This window comes from Pseudomonas sp. R2-7-07, from assembly GCF_003852355.1.
Classification (GTDB): domain Bacteria; phylum Pseudomonadota; class Gammaproteobacteria; order Pseudomonadales; family Pseudomonadaceae; genus Aquipseudomonas.
Genome location: NZ_CP027759.1, coordinates 1,427,929 through 1,439,873 on the forward strand (window position 1 = coordinate 1,427,929; position 11,945 = coordinate 1,439,873).

Genomic DNA, 11,945 nt, shown 5'->3' on the forward strand with positions numbered 1-11,945 from the left:
TACCCCATCAAGGAATTGCCCCATGGCCTGGATGCCTCCGTTACACATCCTGCTGTCCCCAATCACCGCCGACACCGGCGTCGTGATCGAGCAGATTCAACTGAAACCGTTGTTCTACGCGCCACAAAAAGAAGCCCTGGCACGCGCCGGTGATGACGAGGATGACCAGTTTTTCGAACTGGCAAAGCTCGCCACCGGCCTGTCGGAAAAAGAACTCGACCAACTCAAACGCCCGGACTACGTCAGCATCGCGCAGTACGTACACGAGATGTCGACCCAGCCTGCATCGTTCTTCCTCGATCAAGCCGATGCGCCACGCGAATCGTTGACCTGCGAACAGGTCGCGCTGCTGCTGCCCCTTGAGGCCAGCGGCCGCACGCTCACCCACGTCACCCTGGAAATGCCCGCCCTGCGCGCCACCAAAGTGATGAAAAAGCTGCCCACCAATAAAGAACGTGCCGAGTTCATCACCGCGCATTGCGCCGGCCTGATGATTCCCGATCTCGCCGGACTCACCGTGCCCGACTGGACAGAGTTGCAGGGGCGCATCGACGATTTTTTAAACAAACCGGCGGACTTCTTTCGGAACGCGACATCGAAGTGATCCTCGATGTAGTACCGCTGGTTTACTCGGTAAGCGAAGCGGAAATCCTCGATTGGAATGCCGGGAAAGCAATGCGCCGCTATGACATCGCGATCAGTCGCCTTGGGCTCAAACAGGAGTAGAGCGGGATGGCAGACAGTAACTATGCGGGCGGGTCGGCCATCGTCAAGGACGGCTGGCTGACTCAAGGCTCGCTGGCACAGGGTGGGGGGCAGGCCAGCCTCAACCCGTTCGCGCAAACGCTGACGGGTCCGGCTGAGGCTGTGCCGGGGAGTGCTGCGAACCTGGCATTGGCATTGGCCGATGCCAGCCTGCAGATCAATCATCTGGCCGAAGGCCAGGGCCGGCTCGTGGAGACGCTCGAGCTGTTCAACGTCTCGCTGCTCAAGGTGATGGACGCTCGGCAAGCCGACGCCGAGCCGGCGGGAGCGAGCGATACCACTACCAGCACGACGGCCAATGCAGGCACACCGTCGCAGGCACTGGATGCCGCGATGACCGACCTGGGCCAACTGTTGCAATTCGTCGGACGCGAGCGCAAGTCAATGCGTGAAGCCAACCTCGCCATGGCGTCGGAGCCTGTGGTGGCGGCCAGTGGCGCAAGCGCCGTTGACCTTGCGAAGGTCGAGTACGTTGCCGCCAAGTCGGGTATCGGCAGCGACCGAGTTGACGCTTCAGGCAATATCGACCAGGCCGGGCGCCAGGCTGACCTGCAGCAATTCGCCCGCGACGCCGCGATCATGGCGACGGCATTCAAAATCGATGTCAAGCATGCCGGCGACCTCATGGGCGGCTGGCGCGAGTCAATGCATCTGGACCGCGCACAAACCCTGGACTTGGCCGACGCGACAACTGTGCTGGGCAATGTTGTCTCGCTCAAGGCCGAATCGGCGGATATCGCAGCAATCGTGCAACATCAGGGTGCTGCCGCGACGGATGCGGGCATGAGCCCCGCGCAGGCGGCGGCGCTGTCGGCGGCGTTGCTGAGTGCAGGTAATAGCAAAGGCGCTGCTGGCCTCGGGCTGGAAAAAATCAGTGCTGCCCTGGCTAAAGGCGACAGCGCTTCCCCTGGGCAGCGTAACGCTTGGGCAGCGCTAAAGCTTGACCCCGACGTGTTGTCCGGCGGAATGAAACAGGATGCTGCGCAGACTCTGGTCACCGTGCTGGAGGCACTCAAAGCGCAACCGGCCGAAAGGCAGGCGGCGCTGGCGACGCAACTGTTCGACGGTAACCAGGCGATTCTGAGCCTGGTGCCGATGATCGACACTGTGAAGCTGGCCTTTTCGCAAGTGGCCGACACATCCAGCTACGCCACATCGGCGCTGGGGGATCATGGCGCTCTCCTGCGTTCGGCAGCGGTTCGCGCCGATTCCACCCAGGCCCGTCGGCAGGCCTACGAGGCCAGTACTACACGTTTGCAAACCGCTTCCGACGCCGCCCTGGCGCCCGTTGTGGATACCTCGCTGACGGCGATGACCAGTTTGGTCAATGGTGTGAGTTGGTTGGCCGAAGCCCTGCCTCAGGCCACCGCCGCCGTCACGCTGGCGGGTGCTGCGCTGGGGCCGTTGATTTCCGGCGTTTTCGATGCCGTGAAAGACAAGGTCTTTGAAAAGGTCGCCGGGAAAATTCTTGGCGAAGGCGGTGCCGTCGACTCATCCGCCCGCCCGCAGCACTCTGGAGGTAACGACGCACCTGCAGGCAAACGCACGCCGGGTTCGGCGCCGGGCGCTGGTGGGTCGCGCAGAACGGCGAAGGCCAGCAAAGTCGCCAAGGGGGCTGCGTTGGGGTTGGTGCTGGCGAACGCCGGAGTCGATGTCACCAAGGGCGCGCTGTCGGGGAATCTGGGTGAAGCGGTTGGCACCAGCGTGGGCTCGGTAGGCGGCGGGGTCGCCGGTGGTTTTGCCGGTGAGTTCGCCGGCATGGCGCTTGGCCGAGCTGTCGGTACGCTGGCGGGGGCGGTGATCGGTTCGGTTGTGCCGGGTGCCGGCACGCTGCTGGGTGGCGTCATGGGCGGCGTTGCCGGTGGTGCCATCGGCAAGGTGGTCGGCGGTGCCGTCGGGACGTTCGTCGGCAGCGACGTTGGCGCCTGGCTGGCTGAAAAAGTGATGGGGTCCGAGGATCGCTTGCCGTCTCCCACGGAGGTCAGCACTCACCTCAATACCCCTCAAGCCGATAACCGCCAAATCAATTTTGCCCCGCAAATCACTATCAACGCGCCGGAACAAGCCAGCTATCAGCAATTGGCGACACTCGTGGTGCAACAGATCGAAGCGCAATTTACCCCGCTGTCGATGGACAACCTGCTGGCGACGCGACGTGGCGCAGCACTCACCGATGGAGCTGTGTGATGCGACAACAGATGGTGTTGGGCACGTTTATTTTCGGGCTGTCGCGCGGGTTCGCCTACGACACCCTGGATCGTGGAAGCACTGGTGGCTGGGTCAGCCTGAACATCATTGCTGGCAAACCCAAGTCCAGCCAAGTGGGCCAGGATCTCGAAACACTGGCCTTTGGCGGCAAGGCAGCGCGTGCCAAGGGCATGCAGCGCCTGGATGAGTTGCGCGCCTTGCAAAACCTGCGGGCACCGTTGCCGTTGGTGGACGGCCTGGGGCGTAACTGGGGTTTGTGGACCATCAAGTCGATCAGCGAAAAGCAAACCAGCGTGATCGACGACGGTACGGCGATGGCGATCGGTTGGTCGCTGGTATTGGAGGAGTTCGTCAATGCGTAGGGTTCGAAGTATCGCTGGCGACTCGGTGAACCTGCTGCTCTACCGAGAGCTGGGGCGTTGTGATGATGCCGCAGAAGAAGCGCTGTGGCGCTTGAATCCGGAGCTGGGGGAAAAGGGCGCGGTATTGCCGGCAGGCGTCAGCGTGCTGGTGCCCGAATTGGATGCGCAACCTGCTGCGAGCCGGCCGGTTTCAGCCTGGGATTAAGGAGCGATCATGGCACTTGGATTCACACCTGTAGTGGAGCTGTATGGCGCCAATGCTGCGCTGTTCAACGAGCGGCTATTGGAATGGGAGCATGTCGACGCAGCGGGCTTTGTCTCCGACCAGCTCACGTTGACCCTCGATATCGAGGGCCTTGAAGGGTTGCCCGAGCTGGGCGGCAAAATCGGCTTGCGCGTGGGGTACCTTGAGTCCGGCCTGGTGGATAAGGGCGTGTTCAAGATCACTCAGCGAACACCGTCCCTGTTCCCGATGCGCTTGGCGCTGGTGGCCACGGCAGCGCCGTTCGATGATCACGAATTCAAGCAGCGCCGTACCGCCAGCCATGGGCCGATAACCTTGGGCGCACTGTTTCGCCAATTGACCAGCCGCTACGGTTTTTCGCCGCGTGTGGCGCCTGAACTCGAGCGCGAGCAGATCGCGCACATCGATCAGACCAATGAAAGCGACATGGCCTTTCTGACCAGGCTGGCCAAACGCTTCGATGCGGTGGCCAAGCCTGTCGACGAGCTGTATGTACTGGGGCGTAAAGGCCAGATCAAGTCACTATCGGGCAAGGCGTTGCCGGATGTGCGGTTGTCGGTTACCCGTGACAATCGCCCGGGTGACCGGGCCTTCATCAGCGCCAGCTTCATCGAAGCCAGCCGTGCCAAATACAACGGCGCGCAAACGTCTTGGTGGGATGCGGCGGCCGGCAAAAAGCACGTCGTAGAAGTAGGTACCGCGCCGTTCAAGGTGGTGACGCAGCGCTACCAGAGCGAGGACGAAGCGCGCTCAGCGGCGCAGGGAGAGATGCGGCGTGTGGGGCGGGAAGGGCTGCAGATCAATGTGGTTTGCCCCGGTAATCCGTCGTTGGCCGCTGAAGGCTTGCTGCTGCTGGACGAGTCGTGGCCAAGCTTTATGCAGGGGCGCTGGTCAATCAAGAAGGTGACGGCCAGTGGTAAACGAGCAGACGGCTATCGGTGCACGATCCAGGCCAGCGGTTTGTCGGTGTAGACACTTTTTCAGAGTAAAAACCAATGCTGATAACACTTGCCCAGCTTCTGGGTGTGATGCCTGGGGCCCGCCTTCGAGCGGGCATTTTTTTGTCCCCTTTAAATGCAGCCTTCGTTCGGTATGAGATTAGCAGTGCCAAACGCATCGCCGCCTTCCTCGCCCAGATCGGCCACGAATCCGCCGAATTGCGCTACGTGCGCGAGCTGGGCAGCGATCACTACCTCAGCAAGTACGACACCGGCACCCTGTCCGCCCGCTTGGGCAATACCCCGGAGGCGGATGGTGATGGGCAGAAGTACCGGGGCAGGGGGCTGATTCAGGTCACGGGACGGCGCAACTACCTGGCGTGCAGCCAGGCACTGTTTGACGATGATCGCCTGCTGCAACAACCGCAGCTGCTCGAACAACCCCAATGGGCCTGCGAATCCGCCGCCTGGTTCTGGCAAACCAACGGCCTCAACGAATTGGCCGACAAGGACCAGTTCACCACCATTACCCGGCGTATCAACGGCGGCCTGAACGGCCTGCAGGATCGCGTGCAATTGTGGGAGCGGGCGAAGGCGGTGTTATGCGTTTCCTAGGCTGGTTGCGCTGGGTCGGCATTTGCCTGCTGCTTGCGCTGGTGTGGCAAGTGCAGGCCTGGCGCTATGGTGCGCAGCTTGAGCGGCAGGCGGCGGGTCATGCGCTGGCGCTGAGCCAGCAACGCCAGGCCGCGTTCGAACAGCAACAGGCAGAACAACAAAAGCGCCTGGCCCTGGAGCAACAGCTCAACGCCAGCGACCAACAACACACCCAGGAGTTGAGCGATGCCCAACGTAACCAAGCTGCTCTGCGCGACCGCCTGGCCACTGCTGATGTGCGGTTGTCAGTCCTTCTCGACAGCGCCGCCACTGGCTGCACAGTGCCTGCCACCTCCGCCCCCGGCGGCGTGGTTCATGCAGCCCCACGAGCCCGACTTGACCCGGCGCATGCTCAGCGAATTATCCGCATCACCGACGACGGCGATAACGCCCTGATCGCCTTGCGTGCCTGCCAGGCCTATGTGCGAGCCGTCGCGCGTTAGTCTTTTGATGCACTCTGCAACTTGCATGACCGATGGGCTGCTGTAGGGTAGGCGAACCACCGCCCATTCCTGGAGATGACCGTGAAGGAAATCACTCAACTGGCTGCTGAACTGGGGCGCCGTTTGCAGGTGCTCAATGCCCATGTCACCACCGCCGAGTCCTGCACCGGCGGCGGTATTGCCGAAGCCATCACGCGCATACCGGGCAGTTCGGCGTGGTTCGAGGCGGGCTATGTTACCTATTCCAACCGACAGAAGACCCGGCAATTGAACGTACCGGAAAAGCTGTTTTCCAAAGTTGGCGCCGTCAGCCAGGAAGTGGTCGAAGCGATGGTGCGAGGGGCACAGGAAAAAAGCCTGGCACGGTTTGCCGTGGCGGTCAGCGGCGTGGCGGGCCCGGACGGTGGTACGCGGGACAAGCCGGTGGGCACGGTATGGCTGGCGTTCGGTGTGGGCGATGAGGTCACGGCCGAGCTTGCGCACTTCCCCGGTAACCGCGATGAAGTCCGCCGACAAACGGTAAAAGCCGCGCTGGAGGGCTTGTTGCGACGAGCTGCAGCAGAAATAGACAATCAGGGGTAGGCGATCTTCGATCTTTGTGGAACAATACTGTCTACTTATACAGGTGTTGGCCGTCAGGCCTTATTGATTACGTGAGGACTTTAATGGACGACAACAAGAAGAAAGCCTTGGCTGCGGCCCTGGGTCAGATCGAACGTCAATTCGGCAAGGGTGCCGTAATGCGTATGGGCGATCACGACCGTCAGGCGATCCCGGCTATCTCCACTGGCTCTCTGGGTCTGGATATCGCGCTCGGCATTGGCGGCCTGCCAAAAGGCCGTATCGTTGAGATCTACGGTCCTGAATCTTCCGGTAAAACCACCCTGACCCTGTCGGTGATCGCCCAGGCTCAGAAAATGGGCGCCACCTGCGCATTTGTCGATGCCGAGCACGCCCTGGATCCTGAATACGCCGGCAAGCTGGGCGTCAACGTCGACGACCTGCTGGTTTCCCAGCCAGACACCGGTGAGCAAGCCCTGGAAATCACCGACATGCTGGTGCGCTCCAACGCCATCGACGTGATCGTGGTCGACTCCGTGGCTGCCCTGGTACCCAAGGCAGAAATCGAAGGCGAAATGGGCGACATGCACGTGGGCCTGCAAGCCCGTCTGATGTCCCAGGCGCTGCGTAAAATCACCGGCAACATCAAGAACGCCAACTGCCTGGTGATCTTCATCAACCAGATCCGTATGAAAATCGGTGTGATGTTCGGCAGCCCGGAAACCACCACCGGTGGTAACGCGCTGAAGTTCTACGCTTCGGTTCGTCTGGATATCCGTCGTACCGGCGCGGTGAAGGAAGGTGACGAGGTTGTCGGTAGCGAAACCCGCGTCAAAGTCGTGAAGAACAAGGTAGCCCCGCCTTTCCGTCAGGCAGAATTCCAGATTCTTTATGGCAAAGGCATCTACCTGAACGGCGAGATGATCGACCTGGGCGTGTTGCACGGTTTTGTCGAGAAGTCCGGTGCATGGTATGCCTACAACGGCAGCAAGATCGGTCAGGGCAAGGCCAACTCGGCCAAATTCCTGGCAGACAACCCGGATATCGCCGCCACGCTTGAGAAGCAGATTCGCGACAAGCTGCTGACCCCTGCGCCAGACGTCAAAGCCGCCGCCAACCGTGAGCCGGTTGACGAGATGGAAGAAGCCGACACTGACATCTGAAGCAAACGATGACTGTTGTACTGGATACACTCGTTGCCGTTCGGCGCACTGCAATGGACCTGCTCGCACGGCGCGAGCATGGTCGAGTCGAGTTGACACGCAAATTGCGTCAGCGCGGCGCAGAGCCTGAAATGATCGAAACGGCCCTCGACCGTTTAACGGAAGAAGGGCTGCTATCGGAAGCCCGATACCTCGAAAGCTTTGTGTCCTACCGCGCGCGCTCCGGTTATGGCCCTGCACGGATTCGCGAAGAGTTGAGCCAGCGCGGCCTGCAACGTGCCGATATCGACCTCGCCCTGCGTGAGTGCGGTATCAGTTGGCAGTCGCAGCTGGAAGAGACTTGGCGCCGCAAGTTTTCAGGGCATCTGCCAATTGATGCCAGGGAGCGTGCGAAGCAAGGCCGCTTCCTGAGCTATCGCGGGTTTTCGATGGACATGATCAGCCGCTTGTTAAGCGGTCGGGACATGGACGACTGAACGCCACAAAACGAAAGGCCCACTATGAAAATAGTGGGCCTTTTTTTTCGCCTGCAAAAATCACGCAGGCTCTGGCGCCACTCGCTGCTGCGTCTCGCCCTGAGCCTGGGCCCAGTTTTCTGGCAGGTTGATGTAATCCACCAATTCGCGCAATCGCCCCTGGTCACGGCCATTGAAGTTGAAGACCAGTCGCGTCAGGTGACTGAACCTTGGCTCGTCATGGTCTTCGCCTGTGTAGGCAAGCTGCTGGAATGCTCCGCTCAGCCGCAGGCTGGCAAACTCATCCTGCAAATGCGCCAGGGCTCGATCACTGAGTGGATGATTCATACGCACTACGAACTCACGCTTCAGCCAGCGCGTTGAATGGAAATTGGCATAAAACCGATTGATCTCGTCCACGGCTTCTTCTGCGCTGTATACCAGGCGTATGAGTTTGAGGTCGGTCGGCAGGATATAGCGATTAGCCTCCAACTGGCTGCGGATAAAGTCCAGGGCGCCTTGCCAGAAGCCGCCGCCGGGTGCGTCCAGCAGGACCACCGGCACTAGCGGGCTTTTGCCGGTCTGGATCAGGGTCAGCACTTCCAGGGCTTCGTCCAGGGTGCCGAAACCACCTGGGCACAGGATCAGTGCGTTGGCTTCCTTGACGAAAAACAGTTTGCGGGTAAAGAAGAAGTGGAAGGACAGCAGGTTGTCGGTGCCGTCGATGGTCGGATTGGCATGTTGTTCAAACGGCAGGGTGATGTTGAACCCCAGGCTGTGCTCCAGGCCCGCGCCCTCATGCGCCGCAGCCATGATGCCGCCGCCGCCGCCGGTGATGACCATCAGGTCGGAACGCGCCAACGTCGCGCCTACCTCTCGAGCCAATGCATACAGGGGGCTTTCCACCGGAGTACGTGCCGAGCCGAACACCGTCACCTTGCGCCGCCCCTTGAACTGTTCGAGCACACGAAAGGCGTGGTCCAACTCACGTATGGCGCGCAAGGTGATCTTGGCGTTCCAACGATCGCGGTCGTCCTGGGCCATGCGCAGAACGGTGAGGATCATGTCGCGATACAAGGGGATATTTGCACTGTTGGGGGCAATCAACTGGAGTTGCGCGTCCACCTGTTGCGTGAGGTCGGTGCCATTTTGTTCAAAAAGCTGGAGCAGGGAGTCATTCGATTCATAAGGCATTCAACTTCTCCTTCTTCACAGGGCCTGGGTAGCCGACGAGCGTCGGCAGGGGCCACGACACTGCATGTGTCGTTGCTTGCCGCAGGAGGGCAGGCCTCTTTTGCCCTGAAAAAACGTTGCAGAACAGCAGTGGATGCTGCTGCGGGCGGGCGGATGGAATGATGCGATCATGGGCCGAAAAACCCTTGGCTGGCAACCGCTTATTGGTCACTCGTTATGGCGTTAGTGGTGGAAGCGGGGGGAGTGCGCGTCGCCAGGCAGCCACGCGCGAAAGGCAAGCCAGGGTTACTTTTTCTTCTTGGTCGGAGCCGGGCAGTCGGCTTCGGCGAATTTTACCGAGGCTACAGGACGGTTGGTCTTGTTCTCGGTAATTTCGTAGCGCATGACCGCGCCCTTCGCCATCAGCTCGCGGTAGCCTGGGTTGGTGCAGACACTGCGGCCCAGTTGGAAATACACCGCCTTGGGATTGGCACGCATCTGTTCGGCGCGGTCAGGCTGCACGCTCAGATGATCGATCAGTTGCGTGCCTTCAACGGTGTAGGCCACTTCCAAGGTTTTCTCATCGATTTCCCGGGGCAGGTCCTTGTTGCTTTCGGTCGCGACGCTTTGCAGCTTCCGGTTCATTTGCGCCTCCAGCAGCGAGGCTGCGTGGGCGCCCATAGGCAAGGCCAGCGCAATAGCGACGGATGGGGCAACGAGGCGCAGCATGGAACGCAGCATCAAACTCTCCTGATTCGGTTACTGGTGCATAGACCAGCCACTGCGCTGTGCGTTCAGTGGCGCGCAATTATAGGTGAGCGCTGGCCACTACAGCCAGGCGTATCGCTGGTAAACTGCGCCCACTTCAATTGCTCTTGAGTGACCCCGTGTCGATTTACCCGTCTGTATGGCGCATCCGATGAGCCACGCCGTCTCCCGCTTGCGTGCCCAGCGCCTGGCCCGAGCCGTCAGGCCTTTCCTTAATCGGGGATCGCGTGCCGAGCGGTGCACCGGTTGCCGAGTGATTCCCGAGTATTGCCTGTGCGCATGGCGACCAACGGTTCAGGCCAACGCTGCCATGTGCCTGTTGATGCACGACGTCGAACCGATGAAGCCCAGTAACACCGGATGGCTGATCGCCGACGTTATCGACGACACCACGGCGTTCGCCTGGTCGCGCACCGAAGTCGATCCGGACCTGCTCACCTTGCTGGCCGATCCGCAGTGGCAGCCGTACATCGTGTTCCCCGGCGAATTCGTGGCGCCCGAGCGGGTGGTCAGCGCGGTGAATACGCAGGCGGGCAAGCGCCCACTGTTCATCCTGCTGGACGGCACTTGGAGCGAAGCGCGCAAGATGTTTCGCAAGAGCCCCTACCTGGAGCATTTGCCTGTGCTGAGCCTGGCGCCGGAGCAGCTGTCACGCTACAAGTTGCGCCGCTCCAAGCGTGATGATCATTTCTGCACCGCCGAGGTTGCCGCGCTGTGTCTGGAGTTGGCTGATGATCAGCTCGCCAGCGAAGTCCTGGACGCCTACCTCGATGTATTCAGCACGCATTATCTGGCCGCCAAGTTTCAGTTGCCTCTGGACGCGACGGACAGTGTCCACACGCGTTTGGCGCCTTATATCCCCGCGGCCTGACCCCTCGACGTTCGCATGATGGCACCTTAATCGCGTAACCCGCTAAAATCCCCATGGGCGTAGCGCTTGACCCCCCAGGCTGCGCTGGGCATGCTGGGCGCCGATTGGGGCGCTAGCTTGGTTTTTCGACGTTGTTTCGCATGTTTTTGACGTTGAGCGTGCCCCGTGGCGATGGCTGCCTGGCTGTTGCCTTGTGTACTGGCGGACCCTGAACCCATCAGGGCTCCCCTAAAAACAGGATCATTTAATCAATGGCCACATACGAAATCCTGATAGCCGATGACCACCCGCTGTTTCGCAGTGCGCTGCATCAGGCCGTAACCCTGGGCCTTGGCCCGGACGTGCGCCTGGTCGAAGTCGCCAGCATTGCCGAGCTGGAAGCCCGCCTGACTGAAAAATCCGACTGGGACCTGGTGCTGCTCGACCTGAACATGCCCGGCGCCTATGGTTTTTCGGGATTGGTGCTGCTGCGCGGGCAATATCCGCAGATTCCCGTGGTGATGGTCTCGGCCCAGGAAGACGCCGATGTGGTGGTGCGCTCCAAGGAGTTCGGCGCCAGCGGCTTCATTCCCAAGTCCAGCGCGATGGAAGATATCCAAAAGGCTGTGCGTGCCGTACTGGACGGTGATGTGTCCTGGCCACCGCAAGCGTTTGAAGAAATCAACGTGTCCGAGGAAGCCAAGGCGGCCCGTGATGGCTTGGCCAGTTTGACGCCCCAGCAGTTCCGCGTATTGACCATGGTCTGCGAGGGCTTGTTGAACAAGCAGATTGCCTACGAGCTGAGCGTGTCGGAAGCGACCATCAAGGCCCACGTCACGGCGATTTTCCGCAAGTTGGGGGTGCGAACGCGCACCCAGGCGGCGTTGCTCTTGCAACAACTTGAGTCAATTTCGCAGCATTAAGTTACAACCGGTTCACGCTTTTTTGACTTTGCGTGATCTAGCTTCCCCACTTCTTTGGTTCAGTTGCCTACATCTATGTCGCCTTTCAAGGGTCAAACCGGTATCAAACGTATCTTCAACGCAGGGGGCTATTCCCTGGATGGCCTGCGCGCGGCTTTCACCGGCGAGGCGGCGTTCCGCCAGTTGGTACTGCTGAACGTCATCCTGATTCCGTTGAGTTTTTTCCTGCAGGTCAGCCGCGTCGAACGGGCGTTGCTGATTGCCGTGTGCCTGCTGGCGCTGATCGTCGAATTGCTCAATTCTGCGGTGGAAGCGGCGATCGACCGCATTTCCCTGGACCGCCACCCGCTGTCGAAAAACGCCAAGGACATGGGCAGCGCCGCGCAGTTCGTGGCCTTGACCATGATCACGCTGGTGTGGGCGGTCATTCTGATCTAA

The 11,945-nt window shown here is 60.6% G+C and carries 15 protein-coding genes; 13 read left to right on the top strand and 2 right to left on the bottom strand.

What is annotated here, in order from left to right; genetic code table 11:
• Positions 1 to 22 precede the first annotated feature (22 nt).
• The 10 genes from C4J86_RS06330 to recX all read left to right on the top strand — a co-directional run bounded on the left by C4J86_RS06330 (position 23) and on the right by recX (position 7,814).
• Positions 23 to 604 carry a phage tail assembly protein gene (locus C4J86_RS06330; RefSeq protein ID WP_124361539.1) on the top strand — a complete coding sequence of 194 codons (582 nt, stop codon included), beginning with the start codon at positions 23 to 25 and terminating at the stop codon, positions 602 to 604.
• A gap of 128 nt (positions 605 to 732) precedes the next feature.
• Complete coding sequence (locus C4J86_RS06335; protein ID WP_124369828.1) at positions 733 to 2,952, top strand: phage tail tape measure protein; 2,220 nt, start codon at positions 733 to 735, stop codon at positions 2,950 to 2,952.
• The gene (locus C4J86_RS06340; RefSeq protein WP_124369829.1) at positions 2,952 to 3,335 is read left to right on the top strand and encodes a phage tail protein; all 384 of its coding nucleotides are present in this window, start codon (positions 2,952 to 2,954) and stop codon (positions 3,333 to 3,335) included. The genes C4J86_RS06335 and C4J86_RS06340 overlap by 1 nt, the downstream gene beginning before the upstream one ends.
• Complete coding sequence (locus C4J86_RS06345; protein ID WP_124361542.1) at positions 3,328 to 3,540, top strand: tail protein X; 213 nt, start codon at positions 3,328 to 3,330, stop codon at positions 3,538 to 3,540. The genes C4J86_RS06340 and C4J86_RS06345 overlap by 8 nt, the downstream gene beginning before the upstream one ends.
• Before the next feature lie 9 nt (positions 3,541 to 3,549).
• Positions 3,550 to 4,551, top strand: a complete 1,002-nt coding sequence (locus tag C4J86_RS06350; RefSeq protein ID WP_124369830.1) for a contractile injection system protein, VgrG/Pvc8 family — start codon at positions 3,550 to 3,552, stop codon at positions 4,549 to 4,551.
• Between the two features lie 23 nt (positions 4,552 to 4,574).
• Complete coding sequence (locus C4J86_RS06355) at positions 4,575 to 5,132, top strand: glycoside hydrolase family 19 protein (protein WP_124369831.1); 558 nt, start codon at positions 4,575 to 4,577, stop codon at positions 5,130 to 5,132.
• Complete coding sequence (locus C4J86_RS06360) at positions 5,120 to 5,614, top strand: lysis system i-spanin subunit Rz (RefSeq protein ID WP_124369832.1); 495 nt, start codon at positions 5,120 to 5,122, stop codon at positions 5,612 to 5,614. The genes C4J86_RS06355 and C4J86_RS06360 overlap by 13 nt, the downstream gene beginning before the upstream one ends.
• Before the next feature lie 81 nt (positions 5,615 to 5,695).
• On the top strand, positions 5,696 to 6,196 hold the full coding sequence (locus C4J86_RS06365; RefSeq protein WP_124366035.1) for a CinA family protein: 501 nt from the start codon (positions 5,696 to 5,698) through the stop codon (positions 6,194 to 6,196).
• Positions 6,197 to 6,279: 83 nt separating this feature from the next.
• Entirely contained in the window at positions 6,280 to 7,338 is a 1,059-nt protein-coding gene (recA, locus tag C4J86_RS06370) for a recombinase RecA (RefSeq protein ID WP_005785454.1), read from the top strand.
• An 8-nt stretch (positions 7,339 to 7,346) separates the two neighbouring features.
• The gene (gene recX, locus C4J86_RS06375) at positions 7,347 to 7,814 is read left to right on the top strand and encodes a recombination regulator RecX (RefSeq protein WP_124366036.1); all 468 of its coding nucleotides are present in this window, start codon (positions 7,347 to 7,349) and stop codon (positions 7,812 to 7,814) included.
• Positions 7,815 to 7,874: 60 nt separating this feature from the next.
• Here recX and C4J86_RS06380 read toward each other — a convergent pair whose 3' ends face one another.
• A complete protein-coding gene (locus tag C4J86_RS06380; RefSeq protein WP_124369833.1) occupies positions 7,875 to 8,987 on the bottom strand; it encodes a TIGR00730 family Rossman fold protein in 1,113 nt (370 codons plus the stop codon).
• A 285-nt stretch (positions 8,988 to 9,272) separates the two neighbouring features.
• Entirely contained in the window at positions 9,273 to 9,707 is a 435-nt protein-coding gene (locus C4J86_RS06385; protein WP_124369834.1) for a PA3611 family quorum-sensing-regulated virulence factor, read from the bottom strand.
• 178 nt (positions 9,708 to 9,885) lie between these two features.
• Between C4J86_RS06385 and C4J86_RS06390 the strand changes: the two genes are divergently transcribed.
• From C4J86_RS06390 to C4J86_RS06400, 3 genes are all read left to right on the top strand, one after another.
• A complete protein-coding gene (locus C4J86_RS06390; protein WP_124369835.1) occupies positions 9,886 to 10,605 on the top strand; it encodes a tRNA-uridine aminocarboxypropyltransferase in 720 nt (239 codons plus the stop codon).
• Between the two features lie 251 nt (positions 10,606 to 10,856).
• On the top strand, positions 10,857 to 11,507 hold the full coding sequence (erdR, locus tag C4J86_RS06395; RefSeq protein ID WP_124361551.1) for a response regulator transcription factor ErdR: 651 nt from the start codon (positions 10,857 to 10,859) through the stop codon (positions 11,505 to 11,507).
• 75 nt (positions 11,508 to 11,582) lie between these two features.
• The gene (locus tag C4J86_RS06400) at positions 11,583 to 11,945 is read left to right on the top strand and encodes a diacylglycerol kinase (RefSeq protein ID WP_003189051.1); all 363 of its coding nucleotides are present in this window, start codon (positions 11,583 to 11,585) and stop codon (positions 11,943 to 11,945) included.

Excerpts from the sequence above, each read along its gene's own strand:
- C4J86_RS06360 (WP_124369832.1), top strand. The coding sequence starts at position 5,120 with ATGCGTTTCCTAGGCTGGTTGCGCTGGGTCGGCATTTGCCTGCTGCTT.
- C4J86_RS06340 (WP_124369829.1), top strand. The coding sequence starts at position 2,952 with ATGCGACAACAGATGGTGTTGGGCACGTTTATTTTCGGGCTGTCGCGC.
- C4J86_RS06355 (WP_124369831.1), top strand. The coding sequence starts at position 4,575 with ATGCTGATAACACTTGCCCAGCTTCTGGGTGTGATGCCTGGGGCCCGC.
- erdR (WP_124361551.1), top strand. The coding sequence starts at position 10,857 with ATGGCCACATACGAAATCCTGATAGCCGATGACCACCCGCTGTTTCGC.
- C4J86_RS06390 (WP_124369835.1), top strand. The coding sequence starts at position 9,886 with ATGAGCCACGCCGTCTCCCGCTTGCGTGCCCAGCGCCTGGCCCGAGCC.
- recA (WP_005785454.1), top strand. The coding sequence starts at position 6,280 with ATGGACGACAACAAGAAGAAAGCCTTGGCTGCGGCCCTGGGTCAGATC.
- C4J86_RS06400 (WP_003189051.1), top strand. The coding sequence starts at position 11,583 with ATGTCGCCTTTCAAGGGTCAAACCGGTATCAAACGTATCTTCAACGCA.
- C4J86_RS06335 (WP_124369828.1), top strand. The coding sequence starts at position 733 with ATGGCAGACAGTAACTATGCGGGCGGGTCGGCCATCGTCAAGGACGGC.
- recX (WP_124366036.1), top strand. The coding sequence starts at position 7,347 with ATGACTGTTGTACTGGATACACTCGTTGCCGTTCGGCGCACTGCAATG.
- C4J86_RS06330 (WP_124361539.1), top strand. The coding sequence starts at position 23 with ATGGCCTGGATGCCTCCGTTACACATCCTGCTGTCCCCAATCACCGCC.
- C4J86_RS06345 (WP_124361542.1), top strand. The coding sequence starts at position 3,328 with ATGCGTAGGGTTCGAAGTATCGCTGGCGACTCGGTGAACCTGCTGCTC.
- C4J86_RS06385 (WP_124369834.1), bottom strand. The coding sequence starts at position 9,707 with ATGCTGCGTTCCATGCTGCGCCTCGTTGCCCCATCCGTCGCTATTGCG.
- C4J86_RS06380 (WP_124369833.1), bottom strand. The coding sequence starts at position 8,987 with ATGCCTTATGAATCGAATGACTCCCTGCTCCAGCTTTTTGAACAAAAT.
- C4J86_RS06350 (WP_124369830.1), top strand. The coding sequence starts at position 3,550 with ATGGCACTTGGATTCACACCTGTAGTGGAGCTGTATGGCGCCAATGCT.